Origin of the sequence: Geomicrobium sp. JSM 1781026, assembly GCF_041949955.1 — a bacterium.
In the GTDB taxonomy this organism is placed as follows: domain Bacteria; phylum Bacillota; class Bacilli; order Bacillales; family Marinococcaceae; genus Geomicrobium_A.
Genome location: NZ_JBHFQF010000009.1, coordinates 72,135 through 86,754, shown reverse-complemented (window position 1 = coordinate 86,754; position 14,620 = coordinate 72,135). Strand labels below are relative to the sequence as shown.

Here is a 14,620-nt window from a genome sequence, read left to right as displayed (position 1 = left end):
TTTACATTGAATCCAGAATTCAGTATTCTAGTAATTATATTCGGAAAATTTTCACGGAAAGGAATGAACCCGATGTATGCAACGGTGAATGGAACAAGACTTTATTTTGATGTTGAAGGTGCAGAGTATGAAGTTCGAGAGGGAAATTTAGTGAAAAAGCCTGTTTGTTTTGTGCTACATGGTGGACCAGGAGGGAATCATATCGGGTTTAAGCCAACATTTCAAGCGCTTACGGATACGATGCAACTCATTTATGTGGACCAGCGTGGGTGTGGATTTTCAGACGATGCGCCCGAGGAGACATTACATATTGATTATAACGTTGAAGATTTGGAAGCATTGCGCGAGCACCTCGGATTGGATCGAGTATGGATCTTAGGCCACTCATATGGGGGGATGGTTGCTCAAGGGTATGCACGGAAGTATGGTCAGCGTTTATTAGGATTACTACTCGTCACGACAGCGCCGAATCATCGTTTTCTTGAAGATGCAAAGAAGATTGTGAAAGAAAATGGGACCCCTGAGCAGATTGAGATTTGCGAAAAGCTTTGGAATGGGGACTTTCAAACGGACGAAGAGTTGGATCTGTTTTATGCACAAATGGGGTCTTTCTATTCAGTACGGGAGCAGAAAGAAGGGAAATCCAAAAGGCCAAAAGTGCGTAGAAATTATCGGGCATTGAACCAAGGGTTTGGCGGTTTTATGCGGGAGATGGATTTTACAGAAAGCAATCGTTCGATCACAGTCCCAACCCTCGTCATCGCCGGTGCTCATGATTGGATCACACCTCCTAAAGCGAATGAAGCCGTAGCTGAATCTATACCTACAGCGACGTATGTGTTATTTGAAAATAGTAGTCATCGAGTGATGTCAGACGAATATGAGCGATTTATGCGTGTAGTGAAAACGTTTGTTCAAACAGCAACTACAGAGGAGAGGTAATCATGAAAAGAAGAACAAGTAAAAGTGCTGTCGCCATTATGCTGGCTGCCGCTTTAGCGGGTTGTAGCGAAGATGTTGACGAGCAGGTTGAGGAAACGACTGAGTCAACGGGAGGAGATTCTGAGCTTATTTTTGCAATGTCTAGCGATGCGGTTGACTTGAGTCCTCACGGTTCAAATGATACGGCTTCTACACAAGTACGAAGTCAAATTTATGAAAGTTTAACAATTATGGATGAAAATATGGAAGTCCAACCTCACTTGGCAGAATCTTTCGAGCAAGTGGATGAACTCACTTGGGTTTTTGAGCTTCGTGAAGATATCACGTTCCACGACGGTGAGCCGTTAACAGGAGAAGCGGTCAAGCAGTCGCTAGAACGTGTCATTGATCCGGATGTTGCGTCCCCTCGGGCATTTTTGTTTGACATGATTGATTCAATTGACGTTGAAGGGGAGAATGAAGTAACGATTACGACCTCTTATCCGTTTGCGCCATTACCCGCACACTTAGCGCATAATGGAGGCAGTATCATTAGTCCGAAAGCTCTTGATGCAGTAGAAGAGGGGCAGTTTAATCTTGATACGGAGACGGCGGGGACAGGACCTTTTGTATTAGACACATGGAATCAAGGAAATGAAGCCGTTCTCTCTCGAAATACTGAATATTGGGGAGATGCCGTAGCCCTTGATGCTGTTACTTTTAAAGTCGTTCCTGAGGAGTTAACACGAATCGGGATGGTTTCTAACGGAGAAGCACATGTAGCAGATACGATTAGTGCATTAAATACGAGTCAAGTAGAAAGCACGGAAAATGTTGAGCTCGTTAGTGATGCGAGCTTGGGCATGACCTATTTAGGTTTTAATAATCAGCATGAGCTGTTTCAAGATGCAGATGTTCGTCGAGCGATCTCTATGGCCATTGATAAGGAAGTAATACTCGAGGGGATTATGCAAGGAAACGGGAAAGTAGCAGATGGACCGATTAGTGATTTAATCTTTGGGTATGACGACAATTTAGAACCGATTGCTTACGATCCAGAAGCGGCTCAGTCACTTTTAGAGGAAGTTGGCGAAGACATCAACTTTACCGTTTGGGTCGGCGATGCGGATGAAGTCACCCAGCAAATGGCGGTAATCATTCAGGACCAGTTGTCAGAAGTCGGTGTGGATATGAGCATTGAGTCAATGGAGTGGGGGACATTGCTCGACGGTACGGCAAATGGTACGCATGAGGCAATGATTATGTCTTGGACAGCCGTTTCTGGAGATAGTGATAACGGCCTTTATAATCCTTTCCATTCAAGCAACTGGGGTGGTTCAGGCAACAGAACGTACTATGAGAATGCAGACGTTGATGAACTGTTATTTGATGCACGCCAAGAGACTGATATAGACACTCGCGAAAGTATGTATCACGAAGCGCAAGCCATCATCGTCGAAGAAGCACCAATGGTGAATCTCGTTCACCAAGACAACATCTACGCAATTTCTCAGAATGTTGAAGGTCTTATTAAAATGCCAGACAACTTGTATCGTTTGTTTGTGACAGAAGTGAATGAAGACGACGCCTATTAGGGTTTAAAGAAAAGCAAAGTAGTTGTCCCAATACACTACTTTGCTTTTCAGTTTTCACCCGTTCTTTACTACCTTGTACACATGATAAGTCGTCATAATAGCATAAGCGATGGTGAGAAGAAGTGGTAAAATGAACATTAAAAAAATTGCTGGGCTCGTAGAAGATATGTCCCAATATAAAAGGATGGCAGGGGCCATACTAATACCAAAAACAACTTGTCGTTTATCTTTACTCACCTCGTTTTTAATGAGCATACCGCAGGCAACCGCCACAAGAACAATCATTGTAAAGATAAAGTGATTCGAAAAAATAAAATCCATGGAACATACACTCCAATCGAAAACAACAAATATTAACAGAATACTCTTAAACCATTATTGCACGATGGAAATGTATCTTTCAATGGCGATTCGGGTAGCGCGAACGATAGATTTTTGCAACGGTGTTCATCAGCCATTTTGGAACCTGAGTAGGGAAATAAGCTTTACGATAATGCTTGTAGTAGCCTGCTTTAAGATCGTCCCACTGTCGGCATGGCTTAGGATTAGAAAAGCGGGCAATATCGATGATACGGACTAAACCGTCGCTCGTAATTAATAGGTTGTGTAAGTGGATATCTGACGGGTAAAGGCCTTGTGTGCGTGCGTAGCCTAACGCATCATCAACTTGTTTAATCTGATCAAGGGAAATATGAATGCCTTCATGCAAACATTGAAACGCTGTCTTGCCTTTGATGTACTCGTGAACAATATAGTTGGTATCGACTTCATAAAGTGAAGCGTATTGAGGGTGATCCGTAATTTTCATATAGTTGATGTATTCTTGTTTAGCGACCGATTCAAAAGGAGGATAATATACTTTGATGACTCGATTCTCTTCAGGAAGTTTAAAAACAGCAGCGCTTCTCCCTGCACCGCAAATGGACAAGTGAGGGTGTGATGAGTAGACTTCATACGTTCCTTTTACTACCCGAAATGAAACACTGTCAGCATATTGCTTATACGTCTTTGTGACACCAGCCATTATCGTTTTTTCGTTCCTTTGCGTTTGGCAAGTTCTTTCTTTACAAGTGGAACGACATGTTTTTGGGCTTCTTTAATCCCATCTCTAACTACTTTTGACTTGAGCAGTTTCTTTAGTGCACTCATTGAACATTCTCCTTCAAAGGTGGCAACAAAGGATACAAAAAAACCTTTGCCCACCAAGTTAGATGGACAAAGGTCTCGCAAGCAACAATAGTTGCCAGTAGTGCCGAGGATTTCTCCCGTAATGACGACAGCTACTCGAATGCTACTCCCCTTTGGGAAAATCTCATTTGTTTCATTATAGCTACATATAAACAACTTACAATGGTTTCGATAACTTTACATCGGTTCTTAACATAACTGTATTATAAAAACTTCATTCGTAATGAAAAGGTCTTACTCATACAGTTTCGTTATGCTCGGGCATATCTTGTCGATGGAGAAGGCATTCTGAAACAATATCGTCTCCAAAAAGATAATACGTTCGCTGATGTTCGGTTTCCGTACAGTTACAATCATGTGTAAAGTACTCTTTCGAAAAAAACTGACGAAACTTCTTATTGGTTTGATAAACGATACGCTTCATAATACCACCTCGCAAGTGTTAGTTTATGAGTTTTAATTGTTAAAACTTGCGTATATCATACAACCAGGGAAGATATGAAAGCAACAGTTTTTTTAAAAAATTTTGATGGAATTTCTTACTAAATAATTTAGGAAATAAACGTCGCCTCGTTGAATGACTAGTGATGTGAAATATATGGTAAAATCTGTACTAATCTGTATTCGAATTAGGTGTTGTTTTTTATGGAGAATGTTAATTCATATGAAGAAGTGAAAAGTAGACATTCGTACCTTTGTATATACGCCGATTTCTGTGTTAACAGGCTTCTTTATTGCACAAGTAGTTATAAACGAGCAATTGCCCGCGTTTATTCAATTCCTCCCGTATGTTGTTGGTGTTTTGGTTGGTGTCACGTGTAGTTGGGTGTTTAGAAGTGAAGAAAAAATTGTAGAAAAAGAGCGCAGATATTTAACAAAAAAAGCGAATAAGACGAAAGCTAGAAAACGGATTGAAGCGGTTGTCTTCACAGTCATTAGTCTAATTTTAGTATTTGTAATGACTCATTGGATGAATTAGTTAGGAGCGATGTGCATGTTTAAAAAAACGTTATTCATCAGTTGCACGTTCGTACTCGTCGCCTGTACGAACGACCCAGACGACAATCCAGAAGTTGTTGATTCAGCAACATTCCACGGATCATCGGATCATTGGGAGGTCGAGGCTGTTGGGGAGATCTTTGAAGGAGAATCACCGGCGAGTATGACGAATCTAGACATCGAAGTAACGTACGTAGGGAGCGCAGAAACGTTACATTCGCCAGTCACAATTCTTATCGAGGATGACGAGCAAAGCGGTTCAGTCAGTCACGATGCTGACATGAACCCAAATGAACCGTACGAACTAACCTTGCCTGCCCCCGACATCATCCAGAATTACCGGCAAGATGTCGGCATCGAAACATATTTGGACATAAGTTGGGAAGAAGAGGGTGAGCAGTTAGAAGAGCGAGTGACATTTGTGTTGGAGGAATGATTACATAGCTCTATGACGTATGAACATATTGCTCAGAAAGAAAATAATCATCCCGATCATGAGAATTAAAAAGTACGCACCACCTGAGCCTTCTGAAATAAATGAGTTCACTGCCATGCCGAGAAGGGCCAAACTATAGAAATTAAATGCAATAATTGCTGCCAAGTGGGAGTGACTTTTTTCCATTTCATCTGCTTTTCGCATCCTTATTCCTCCTTAAACAAAAATAGCTGATCAACTGTCGTATTAAGGTGATGTGCCAAGCGAAAACTTAACTTGAGCGTGGGATCATATTTATTATTTTCAATAGCATTAATGGTTTGCCTAGATACATTACACAACCGTGCTAAGTCTTCTTGTGACATGCGTTGTGATTTTCTTAGTTCTTTAATAATATTGTTCATCTCATATCATCCAAATGTCTAAAATATTTTACATTATTATGTTAACACTAGCATCAGGTAATGTAAAAAACTTTTTACTTTTCTTGCTGCTATACGTTCGCAATGAAACGAGCAATGCGTGTTAGTTAGTTCGAAGAATAGGTACACTGGAACCGCTCTACATTTGGGTATTTCTCCCCTAAACTTGTCACTCAAAAGTTGTTTTTACGATAGAAGTTGACAGCTTCATGGTCGGTCTCAGCGTAAAAGTTATGGCATGGGTACTCATTCAATAAATATTCCAACATCTGACTACCTAAACCACTCTTTCAATAGCTTGGTGAAACTGCAATGTGCTTGATTTCACAAGAAGTGGGGTGTGTGAGATCAACACCTATACACCCCACAACGAGTTCATTATGCTCAATGATAAATAGTTTGTGGTCTTTACACGAGATGTATTTAAAGTAATGAGCGTCAACTTTGTTTATTGATGTCGCATAAGATAAAAGTTCTCTCACAGTTGAGGGAAATAATCCACGAAGTGATTTTTTGCATAATTGCCACTCCTTTATTGCAAGCTGTTAGCTCTAACTACAAACCGATCTTGTCTTTCACATCTCTTAAAATGGGACCTGTAATGGCTCGTGCTTTTTGGGCCCCTTCTTCCAAAATTTGATCAATCGTCTTCGGTGACGCCATGAATTGTTGGTATTTTTCCCTTGGTTCGGTCAACGCTGTATTCATTACGGTGAACAATTCATTCTTCACCTGTCCCCAAGAAATGCCTCGGATAAACTGCTCGCGCAACTCGTTTATTTGCTCAGGGGTTCCAAATTCTTTATAGAGAGTAAAAAGCACGGAAGCGTTTGGATCCTTAGGTGCATCTGGTGTGGATGAGTCGGTTTTGATCTTGTTAATGAGCTTTTGCAGTACTATAGGTTCTGCAAACAGCGGAATGGTATTATGATAACTCTTGCTCATTTTCCGTCCATCTAATCCTGGCAAGGTCGCTGTATCTTCATCAATTTTATAGTTTGGAAGCTTGAACGTATCCCCATAGGTTGAATTAAAGCTTTGGGCAATGTCACGAGCAATTTCAATGTGCTGAATTTGGTCTTTGCCTACAGGCACAATATCTGATTGGAAGGATAGTACATCTGCCGCCATGAGTATTGGATAATTGAATAGACCCATGTTTACATTCAAGTCTTGCTCACTTCCATTCAAGCGGTTTTTGTCGGTAATCGCTTTGTAAGCATGAGCGCGATTCATGAACCCTTTGTGGGTCACGCAGCTTAAAATCCAACTGAGTTCATAAATTTCCGGGACATCTGATTGCTTATAGAAGATGACTTTCTCGGGCTCTAAGCCAAGAGCTAACCAAGTAGCCCCCACCCCATACGATAGCGTTTTAGAATCAGCGTGTGTGCGTGGGGTAGTGAGAGCATGATAATCCGCAATAAAGTAGACAGGTTGATAGGCTTGTTTTTGAGCTAGAAGCAATGAGGGGATAATTGATCCAATGTAATTGCCTACATGTACGTCTCCAGTCGGTTTAATGCCTGTAAGCACCGTTTTCTTCATAGTAGCTTCCCTTTCTTATTTGAAATATAAAAAAGTTCCCCGTCCAAAAAAGGACGAGGAACTCCCGTGGTACCACCTTCATTCGTTTATTTTACAATAAACGCACTTATCCATACAAAGACCACAGGTGGTCTCGATATTTTGTCTCATGTAACGGTAAGACATACCGCTAAGCCTACTCCGCAGTTCAGCTTAGGAGCTCAGAAGCCCATTCAACATTCATCCTGTACTGATTCGCACCAACCATCAGCTCTCTGCAATATTCGGAATGTTTACTCTTGTTCATCTTTGCTCGTATGATATTATCGCTCATTTTAGAAGACGGGTGACAATTAATTAAGGCGGATTGTTGTGTCAGCAGTTAACCAGCACCCTCATTGGGCGCTTTATACGATTACACTTCGAGGGTCATAGCGAAATAACTTCCCCCCCACCCATGACACTTGTCATACATGTGCTGTGACAGATGTGTCTTACGCTGCCTTCATTGATTGGATACACTAACGGTAACGTATCCGTTTGGGGTGAATTGATATGAGTAGGGAAAAACAACGGGCTTTGAAGAAAAGTGTTGCACCTTATGCAACGTCCAATACGAAAGCTGGAATTGTACAGTTGATCAATACGATCGTTCCATTTTTAGTTACATGGTTTTTGGCGTATCAAAGTTTACAAATTTCTATTTTGCTGAGTTTGTTATTTTCAATTGTTGCGGCAGGATTTGTCGTTCGAATCTTTATTATTTTTCATGATTGTACGCATGCGAGCTTCTTTACGAGTCGGAAGTGGAATCGGATTATCGGGAATGTGTGCGGTGTACTTACGCATTTTCCATTTGAAAAATGGAAGCATAGCCATGCCATTCATCATGCGACGAGCGGGAATCTTGATAAACGAGGCACCGGTGACATTTGGGTCATGACAGTGGAAGAATACGAATCGGCGTCGAAGTTTGATCGGCTAAAGTACCGGCTGTATCGAAACCCGATCATTTTGTTTGGACTCGGACCTCTCTATTTGTTTCTCGTAGAAAATCGCTTCAATAAAAAAGGGGTTAAACAGAAAGAACGACTCAATACAGTGCTTACGAATGTGTGCTTAGTCGCTATTTATGTTGGAATGATGGCGCTCATCGGTTGGGAAGCGTTTTTGATCGTTCAACTTCCAATTATGTACGTATCAGGGGCTGCAGGAATTTGGCTTTTTTATGTACAACATCAATTTGAGGATTCTTATTTTGAGAACGATGAAGAGTGGGATTTTGTAAAAGCCGCAGTGGATGGTAGTTCTTATTATAAATTACCGAAAGTCATTCAATGGATGACTGGCAATATTGGGTATCATCATGTGCACCATTTGAGCCCTAAGGTCCCGAATTATCATCTAGAGAAAACCCATAACAACACCCCGCCGTTGCAAACGGCAACGACCATCACATTGAAAAAGAGTCTTGAATCCATTCGGTTTCGACTATATGATGAAAACAATCAAACATTTGTCAGTTTCAAAGCGTTAAAGCGGGCTCGGCGTCAACGTGCCATGCCACATGTGCAAACGAACAGTAAGCAAGCAGAACACAGATCGTAAAAAGAAAAGCTCTCCTATTGAGAGCTTTTTCTGTGTTGCCTACGGTGAAGGGGGTTATTTTCGGTGTATCATTGGTTTCATATTTTCCCAAAGAATACAGGTCTGAGCTTGTTTGCGTGGATTGCCTTTTGTCTGCTACCTTTTTACTTTATTATTCGTTCAGCGACCGTTTATGAAATTATTCTTGGTGTTGCCATGATCGTTTTTTTCTTTACCATTTATCGCTTGTCCTTTGTGAAAAAAGGGTGGACGGTTTATGTAGCGTTAAGCATTGAAATGCTCATTAGTATTGGCATGACGATCTACTTCGGTTACGTGTATTTCGCCTTGTTTATTGCCTTTTTTATTGGTAACTTAAAAAGTAAAGCAGGTTTTATTAGCCTATACGTCGTTCATCTATCAACAACGGTTATTGCGTTTCTTATCGGATTTCTGCTTGAGTATGAGGAGTTTATGGCCCAATTGCCGTTCAACGTTTTAAGTATTTTAGGGGTAATTTTGTTGCCATTTACGATCTATCACCGGAACCGTCGAGAGGAATTGGAAAGTCAACTTAAAGACGCCAATGATCGGATTTCGCAGCTTATGATTATTGAGGAAAGGCAACGGATTGCCAGGGATCTTCACGATACACTCGGACAGAAACTATCATTAATCGGGTTGAAAAGTGACCTCGCTATGAAACTATTACCTTCTAAACCAGACTTGGTTCAACAAGAAATTGAAGACATTCACCAGACGTCAAGAACCGCACTGAGTGAAGTGAGAGAAATCGTCTCTGATATGAGAACGGCCCGTCTAGAAGATGAGATCGTTCGCGTCCAACAACTGTTGCATTCCAGTCATATCACGTGTGAAATTCATGGGGAACAATCATTCAAACATTTACCAATGCTCATTGAAGATGTGGTTTGCATGTGTTTAAAAGAATCGGTAACGAACGTTGTTAAACATAGCCAGTCAAAAACATGTGAAATTCACTTGGCTTTACTCGCAAATGAATGGCGTATGGAAGTGCAAGATCACGGTGTAGGGATACAAGCTGACGAGTCGTCAGAGCAAGGAAGTGGAATGATCGGCATGAAAGAACGTTTGGATTTTGTGAATGGTGAGTTGGACGTTCACTCAACTAAAGTGGGAACGAGGTTAGTCATTCGAATTCCTCGAATCATTCATCAAGAGGCGGGAGGTTTATTATGATGCGGATTGTGATCGCAGAAGATCAGGGAATGCTGCTCGGGGCACTCGCATCACTACTCGAGTTAGAAGGTGACATGACCGTTGTAGGTAAGGCAAAGACAGGGGTTGAAGCGGTTGACCTCGTCAAGGAATTGAAGCCGGACGTTTGCATAATGGATATCGAGATGCCAATGATGACGGGAATAGAAGCGGCCGAGGCACTCAAAGATGAACAATGCAAGATTATTATCTTGACGACCTTTGCGAGAACTGGGTACTTCAACTATGCCCGAGCGGCAGGTGTGAGTGGGTATTTGTTAAAAGATAGCCCGAGTGACGAACTGGCGAGAGCAATCAGAACGATTATGAGTGATCGGAAAGTGTATGCACCGGAACTCATGGATATGATCAATCAAAATGATAACCCCCTTACGGACAGAGAAGGGCAAGTCATTCAACTGATTGCAGAAGGAAAAAGTACAAAAGAAGTCGCCGATCACCTGAAAATCAAAACCGGCACCGTCCGAAATTACGTTTCTGTCATTTACGAAAAGCTAAATGTAAGCAATCGTATAGAAGCCATTTCTTTGTTTAAAGATAGAGGTTGGTTTAAATAAAAGCTTAATAGAAGTGGGAATTTCACAGTCCCTCTCATTTTCATTTACAAAATTAAAGGAAGTGTGACGTTTGCAAGCAGAATTAACACGTGACTGTTTTCAGTGCTTTGGCCTATGCTGTGTAGCATTACCTTACCGAAAATCTGCAGATTTTCCCGACGATAAAGAGAGTGGTGAACCGTGTCGGCATTTGCGAAAGGATTTCTTGTGCAAAGTTCACGATCAATTACGAGAAAGAGGGTTTCACGGGTGCGTTTCTTATGAATGTTTCGGTGCTGGCCAAAAGGTTTCACAACTCATTTATGCAGGCAACGATTGGCGTACTCATCCGAGTACATCTGAAGAAATGTTCTGTGTCTTTCCAGTCGTCCAACAATTGCAAGAGATGATGGTCTATGTAAATCAATGTATGCAACTTGAGGAGACGGCACCGTTTCACAAACAGCTAGGTGAGCTTTACGACACAATAAGCACGCAAACGCATCAATCCCCAGCGGAAATTATGAACACGGATATCGCACACTATCGTACTGAAGTGAGTGGATGGCTAAATCGTTCAAGTGACGCGTATCGTACACAAAAAAAGAAAAGAAACGCACTTCTTCATAAAAAAGGAACCGATTGTATTGAAGCTAATTTCTCCAATCAAGATCTTTCTCATGAAAGTTTTCGTGGAAGACTGATGATTGCAGCTAATTTTACGAACAGTGATTTACGCCGTTGCGACTTTCTCGGTGCGGATGTGCGAGGGGCAAAATTTCATGGAGCGAACTTGAGTGGCGCGCTTTTCCTGACTCAAGCATAGTTGAATTCAGCAAAAGGCGATGCGAACACAATAATTCCAGAACACTTGCAAGTGCCAGACCATTGGTTGACGCACAAAGAGCGGTGGTGATTGAAGTGAACATTCATTATGAAACATATCGAAGTGGAAACCGTCTCCCTCTACTCGTCTTTCTTCATGGCGGGGGAGTGAGTGGTTGGATGTGGCAAGAGCAAGTCGAGTATTTCAGAGATTATGAATGCATCGTCCCAGACCTTCTCGGCCATGGACGGAGCAGTAAGAGCCACTTTTCAATACACGATTGTGCAGATGAGCTTTTGGCATTGATTGAACAATATAAAGACGAACGCCAAGTCACCGTTATCGGTTTTTCATTAGGGGCGCAAGTGCTCGTATCAATGCTAAGTAAGCACCCGTCACTCATCGATCGTGCCCTCATCATCAGTGCGTCGACGAGTTCAATGAAGTTTCCTAGAGTGGTCGCAACTATGGCAACTTGGAGCTTGCCACTCGTGAGAAACAAGGCATTTGCGCGCTTGCAGGCAAAACAATTGTACATAAGTGACAAGTATTTCTAAGACTATTATAAAGAAACGATTGCTATGCCAAAAACAATCTTCCATCAAGTGATGACTGAAAATTTATCATTTTCAATACCCGGAGGCTTTGAAGACACAAACTGTAAAATGCTCGTCATTATCGGTGAAAAAGAAAAATCAATGATGAAAAAATCGATGACCCAGCTAATAGAGTGTAATGACCAGTGCAAAAGGTATGTCATGCCAGATGTAGGTCACGGTGTTCCGCTGCATAGTCCAACGACATTTCATCAGTTAGTGGAGAAGTGGATGGAAGAAGAGTAAGTGATATAGACTTGAAAACACACGTTGTGGGGGCAACGTGTGTTTTCGTGATAAGTATTCAATTTAGCCGTCTTATGATATGATAAAAACATACTCATCAGTATGTTTTTATCACACTGAGGAAGGAAACATTATGAAAACAAACGATAAAGTGGAAACAGCAATTGTGGCGTTACTGCGTCATTCCTTAGTTGATCAATTAACGTTTGCAAAAGTTGCTCGTGAAGCCGGGGTACACTGGACGACTGTCAAACGTTACTTTGGGTCAAAAGAAGCGATGCACGGGCGAGTTCGTGCAGCTGAAGGTAGTCAACATCTTGGTACAAGAGAAAGGTTACTCGCAGCGGCAAAGCAAGTATTTAAGCAGCGTGGGTATGATAAAGCCACATTGGATGAAATCAGTGCCGAAGCCAAGCTAACAAAGGGGGCGATCTATTGGTATTTTGATAGTAAAGATGATGTGTTCCTAGCGTTAATGGATGTCGTCTTAACTGATTTACTTCGTGAAATTCCAGAAATGGTTGAACAAGTTTTTGAACAGCCAGATCCTGAAAAAGCGATTAAAGCGATGGTGAAGCATGAGTTTCAACGGTGTATCGACGATCCTCCAACATTATTGTATGAATTCGTATCTAGACGGCGTGACGAGCGTGTCAAGCAACAACTAGATGGTTCATTCGCAATGCTCTTTACAGGGACCGAAGAAGTTATGCAAGCATTGCAAAAAAGGGGAAAGGTATCTAAGCAAGTAGATGCGAGGCAAGCGGCCATTACTTTACATGCCTTGATGAACGGCACGATACTCATGTGGGCCGTTGCTCCTGAATCCGTTTCTTTGTTAGATCTAGCGGATACGGTAGCAACAACGATGGTTAACACGATGATCAAACAATAGGGGGGATAAGATGACTGGAATCATCATCGTACTACTATTTTTTGTCAGTGTTCTAGCACTTGTTCTATTTAATCAATACCAATTCAAAAAAAGTGAAAAACGAAATCCCCCAAAAGGAAGGTTTGTAGACGTTGATGGGGTGAAGTTACACTATTTACGTCAAGGAAAGGGGCAACCGGTTGTGTTGTTGCACGGCGGGGTCACTTCTTGTGAAGACTTTACTGAAGTGCTTTACTATCTTTCTAATAAAGAATATGATTGTATATCATTTGACCGACCTGGCTATGGGCATAGTGACCGACCTAAAAAAGCAATGTCAGCAGACAAGCAAGCGGAACTGATCCATAAAGCATTGTATGAAATTGGAATCGTTGAACCTGTAATTATCGTTGGCCATTCCTGGAGCGGCACATTAACGCTCTCTTATGCTCGTCAATTCCCTAAGGATGTGGCGAACATCGTTACGTTAGGGGCTGCCATGTACAAAGAAGGTTATCCTGCAGAACGAGGCGACTTGTTATCAAAACTTATTATGACCCCACTAGTAGGCACGGTCTTAATGAATACGCTGTTAGCCACACCAGTGGCCAAAAGAATGGGGAAACAAACCGTTGTCGAGACGTTCAAACCAGAAGTTGCGCCGAGTGGGTATGAACAACGGCTCTTAGACTCATGGGGGCGTCCCAAACAGTTTCGGGCGAATCGCGAGGATGTGCTTCTTTTTCCTGAATGTGCTTACGCCAACAGCCATCATTATTGCAAAATTACGACTCCAATTACGATAATTGTTGGTGATAGTGACCCTTTTAACACTGTACAAATGGCTAACCGTCTCTTTAAAGAAACAGAGTATTCTAATCTGTTCATACTCGAAAATGTAGGTCATATGATTCCACAAAAACATCCTCAACAAGTAGCGGATCTGATTGATCGAACGTATTGGCGAAGAGAGGAGAAAGACAAAAGCCCGTCATCCTCTCCTGAAAAAGTCTTCATTAAAGACCCAAACGATGTATATTAAAGGTGAAGCGTATACGTATAGAAGTCAGTTTCGCGTGTGTAGTTTAATTTTTCGTACAAATGTTGGGCGCGGGTATTGTCAATGGCAGTGCTCAATTCGATGGCGTTAGCACCAGTCTCTTTACCTAATTGTAACGCTCGTTTCATGAGAGCTTCCCCTACGCCATGTTTACGAGCTCCTTCTAATACGTAAAGGTCATTAAGTATCCAGCTGTTTTGCATGGCAATGGAAGAATATGTTGGGTACAGTTGAACGAAGCCAACGTCTTCACCGTCGATTTCAGCGAGAAAGATGGTTGAATCGCCATTCTCTAGACGAGCTTGTATGTAATCCGTTGCGCCTGGAAGGTCGCTCGTTTGATGATAAAAACCTCTGTACAAATTAAATAATGGAACTACTCGGTTCAGGTCTTCGATCGTTGCTTGTGTAATATTCATCGTGTTGTTTTCCCCCTTTTGGTTCATTATAATTTGTCATGGTAGTATGTCAATCCTAATTGAAACGAACAAGAATAAAAGGTTGCCCAGACACTTTTCCAAGCTTGTGTTTGGCATTTGAATTGTGG

General features: G+C 41.8%; 18 protein-coding genes and 1 other annotated feature. Of the genes, 11 read left to right on the top strand and 7 right to left on the bottom strand.

Features of this window, described 5'->3' with window-relative positions; translation table 11 throughout:
• The first annotated feature begins 72 nt into the window (after positions 1-72).
• Positions 73-942, top strand: coding sequence for an alpha/beta fold hydrolase (locus tag ACE1TF_RS15930; protein ID WP_042401599.1), 870 nt, complete (start codon positions 73-75; stop codon positions 940-942).
• 2 nt (positions 943-944) lie between these two features.
• Entirely contained in the window at positions 945-2,516 is a 1,572-nt protein-coding gene (locus tag ACE1TF_RS15925; RefSeq protein ID WP_375018242.1) for a glutathione ABC transporter substrate-binding protein, read from the top strand.
• A gap of 54 nt (positions 2,517-2,570) precedes the next feature.
• On the opposite strand, the gene ACE1TF_RS15920 is transcribed toward ACE1TF_RS15925, so the two are convergent.
• From ACE1TF_RS15920 to ACE1TF_RS15910, 3 genes are all read right to left on the bottom strand, one after another.
• A complete protein-coding gene (locus ACE1TF_RS15920; RefSeq protein WP_375018240.1) occupies positions 2,571-2,837 on the bottom strand; it encodes a hypothetical protein in 267 nt (88 codons plus the stop codon).
• A 79-nt stretch (positions 2,838-2,916) separates the two neighbouring features.
• On the bottom strand, positions 2,917-3,540 hold the full coding sequence (locus ACE1TF_RS15915; RefSeq protein WP_375018238.1) for a protein kinase family protein: 624 nt from the start codon (positions 3,538-3,540) through the stop codon (positions 2,917-2,919).
• Positions 3,540-3,665 (bottom strand): hypothetical protein, encoded by a 126-nt coding sequence (locus tag ACE1TF_RS15910; protein ID WP_255357912.1) that lies wholly within the window; start codon positions 3,663-3,665, stop codon positions 3,540-3,542. Before ACE1TF_RS15910 ends, ACE1TF_RS15915 begins: the two co-directional genes overlap by 1 nt.
• A gap of 1,033 nt (positions 3,666-4,698) precedes the next feature.
• On the opposite strand from ACE1TF_RS15910, the gene ACE1TF_RS15905 reads away from it, so the two are divergent.
• Entirely contained in the window at positions 4,699-5,139 is a 441-nt protein-coding gene (locus ACE1TF_RS15905; protein ID WP_375018236.1) for a hypothetical protein, read from the top strand.
• Here the strand turns inward: ACE1TF_RS15905 and ACE1TF_RS15900 are convergent, their stop codons facing one another.
• The 3 genes from ACE1TF_RS15900 to ACE1TF_RS15890 form a co-directional block, all read right to left on the bottom strand.
• Positions 5,140-5,343, bottom strand: coding sequence for a hypothetical protein (locus tag ACE1TF_RS15900; RefSeq protein ID WP_375018234.1), 204 nt, complete (start codon positions 5,341-5,343; stop codon positions 5,140-5,142).
• Between the two features lie 2 nt (positions 5,344-5,345).
• Positions 5,346-5,543, bottom strand: a complete 198-nt coding sequence (locus ACE1TF_RS15895; protein ID WP_375018232.1) for a helix-turn-helix transcriptional regulator — start codon at positions 5,541-5,543, stop codon at positions 5,346-5,348.
• A 573-nt stretch (positions 5,544-6,116) separates the two neighbouring features.
• Positions 6,117-7,109: a tryptophan--tRNA ligase gene (locus ACE1TF_RS15890; RefSeq protein ID WP_375018230.1), complete on the bottom strand. Its 993-nt coding sequence runs from the start codon at positions 7,107-7,109 to the stop codon at positions 6,117-6,119.
• A 46-nt stretch (positions 7,110-7,155) separates the two neighbouring features.
• Positions 7,156-7,407 (bottom strand) — a binding site (T-box leader).
• A 236-nt stretch (positions 7,408-7,643) separates the two neighbouring features.
• Between ACE1TF_RS15890 and desA the strand changes: the two genes are divergently transcribed.
• The 8 genes from desA (at position 7,644) to ACE1TF_RS15850 (ending at position 14,055) form a co-directional block, all read left to right on the top strand.
• On the top strand, positions 7,644-8,696 hold the full coding sequence (desA, locus tag ACE1TF_RS15885) for a Delta(5) desaturase DesA (RefSeq protein ID WP_375018228.1): 1,053 nt from the start codon (positions 7,644-7,646) through the stop codon (positions 8,694-8,696).
• Positions 8,697-8,759: 63 nt separating this feature from the next.
• The gene (locus ACE1TF_RS15880; protein ID WP_375018226.1) at positions 8,760-9,896 is read left to right on the top strand and encodes a sensor histidine kinase; all 1,137 of its coding nucleotides are present in this window, start codon (positions 8,760-8,762) and stop codon (positions 9,894-9,896) included.
• A complete protein-coding gene (locus ACE1TF_RS15875; RefSeq protein WP_375018224.1) occupies positions 9,893-10,492 on the top strand; it encodes a response regulator transcription factor in 600 nt (199 codons plus the stop codon). The genes ACE1TF_RS15880 and ACE1TF_RS15875 overlap by 4 nt, the downstream gene beginning before the upstream one ends.
• A 70-nt stretch (positions 10,493-10,562) precedes the next feature.
• Positions 10,563-11,297 carry a pentapeptide repeat-containing protein gene (locus ACE1TF_RS15870; RefSeq protein ID WP_375018222.1) on the top strand — a complete coding sequence of 245 codons (735 nt, stop codon included), beginning with the start codon at positions 10,563-10,565 and terminating at the stop codon, positions 11,295-11,297.
• A gap of 62 nt (positions 11,298-11,359) precedes the next feature.
• On the top strand, positions 11,360-11,854 hold the full coding sequence (locus ACE1TF_RS15865) for an alpha/beta fold hydrolase (protein WP_375018220.1): 495 nt from the start codon (positions 11,360-11,362) through the stop codon (positions 11,852-11,854).
• 24 nt (positions 11,855-11,878) lie between these two features.
• Positions 11,879-12,139 (top strand): alpha/beta fold hydrolase, encoded by a 261-nt coding sequence (locus ACE1TF_RS15860; protein ID WP_375018218.1) that lies wholly within the window; start codon positions 11,879-11,881, stop codon positions 12,137-12,139.
• Positions 12,140-12,272: 133 nt separating this feature from the next.
• The gene (locus ACE1TF_RS15855; RefSeq protein ID WP_375018216.1) at positions 12,273-13,034 is read left to right on the top strand and encodes a TetR family transcriptional regulator; all 762 of its coding nucleotides are present in this window, start codon (positions 12,273-12,275) and stop codon (positions 13,032-13,034) included.
• Between the two features lie 10 nt (positions 13,035-13,044).
• Positions 13,045-14,055 carry an alpha/beta fold hydrolase gene (locus ACE1TF_RS15850; RefSeq protein ID WP_375018214.1) on the top strand — a complete coding sequence of 337 codons (1,011 nt, stop codon included), beginning with the start codon at positions 13,045-13,047 and terminating at the stop codon, positions 14,053-14,055.
• Here ACE1TF_RS15850 and ACE1TF_RS15845 read toward each other — a convergent pair.
• The gene (locus tag ACE1TF_RS15845) at positions 14,052-14,492 is read right to left on the bottom strand and encodes a GNAT family N-acetyltransferase (RefSeq protein ID WP_375018212.1); all 441 of its coding nucleotides are present in this window, start codon (positions 14,490-14,492) and stop codon (positions 14,052-14,054) included. The two genes, ACE1TF_RS15850 and ACE1TF_RS15845, sit on opposite strands and share 4 nt — an antisense overlap.
• Positions 14,493-14,620 lie beyond the last annotated feature (128 nt).

Bases quoted from the DNA above. Each gene is read 5' to 3' on its own strand.
- ACE1TF_RS15930 (WP_042401599.1), top strand. From the start codon at position 73: ATGTATGCAACGGTGAATGGAACAAGACTTTATTTTGATGTTGAAGGT.
- ACE1TF_RS15925 (WP_375018242.1), top strand. From the start codon at position 945: ATGAAAAGAAGAACAAGTAAAAGTGCTGTCGCCATTATGCTGGCTGCC.
- ACE1TF_RS15920 (WP_375018240.1), bottom strand. From the start codon at position 2,837: ATGGATTTTATTTTTTCGAATCACTTTATCTTTACAATGATTGTTCTT.
- ACE1TF_RS15915 (WP_375018238.1), bottom strand. From the start codon at position 3,540: ATGGCTGGTGTCACAAAGACGTATAAGCAATATGCTGACAGTGTTTCA.
- ACE1TF_RS15910 (WP_255357912.1), bottom strand. From the start codon at position 3,665: ATGAGTGCACTAAAGAAACTGCTCAAGTCAAAAGTAGTTAGAGATGGG.
- ACE1TF_RS15905 (WP_375018236.1), top strand. From the start codon at position 4,699: ATGTTTAAAAAAACGTTATTCATCAGTTGCACGTTCGTACTCGTCGCC.
- ACE1TF_RS15900 (WP_375018234.1), bottom strand. From the start codon at position 5,343: ATGCGAAAAGCAGATGAAATGGAAAAAAGTCACTCCCACTTGGCAGCA.
- ACE1TF_RS15895 (WP_375018232.1), bottom strand. From the start codon at position 5,543: ATGAACAATATTATTAAAGAACTAAGAAAATCACAACGCATGTCACAA.
- ACE1TF_RS15890 (WP_375018230.1), bottom strand. From the start codon at position 7,109: ATGAAGAAAACGGTGCTTACAGGCATTAAACCGACTGGAGACGTACAT.
- desA (WP_375018228.1), top strand. From the start codon at position 7,644: ATGAGTAGGGAAAAACAACGGGCTTTGAAGAAAAGTGTTGCACCTTAT.
- ACE1TF_RS15875 (WP_375018224.1), top strand. From the start codon at position 9,893: ATGATGCGGATTGTGATCGCAGAAGATCAGGGAATGCTGCTCGGGGCA.
- ACE1TF_RS15860 (WP_375018218.1), top strand. From the start codon at position 11,879: ATGCCAAAAACAATCTTCCATCAAGTGATGACTGAAAATTTATCATTT.
- ACE1TF_RS15855 (WP_375018216.1), top strand. From the start codon at position 12,273: ATGAAAACAAACGATAAAGTGGAAACAGCAATTGTGGCGTTACTGCGT.
- ACE1TF_RS15850 (WP_375018214.1), top strand. From the start codon at position 13,045: ATGACTGGAATCATCATCGTACTACTATTTTTTGTCAGTGTTCTAGCA.
- ACE1TF_RS15845 (WP_375018212.1), bottom strand. From the start codon at position 14,492: ATGAATATTACACAAGCAACGATCGAAGACCTGAACCGAGTAGTTCCA.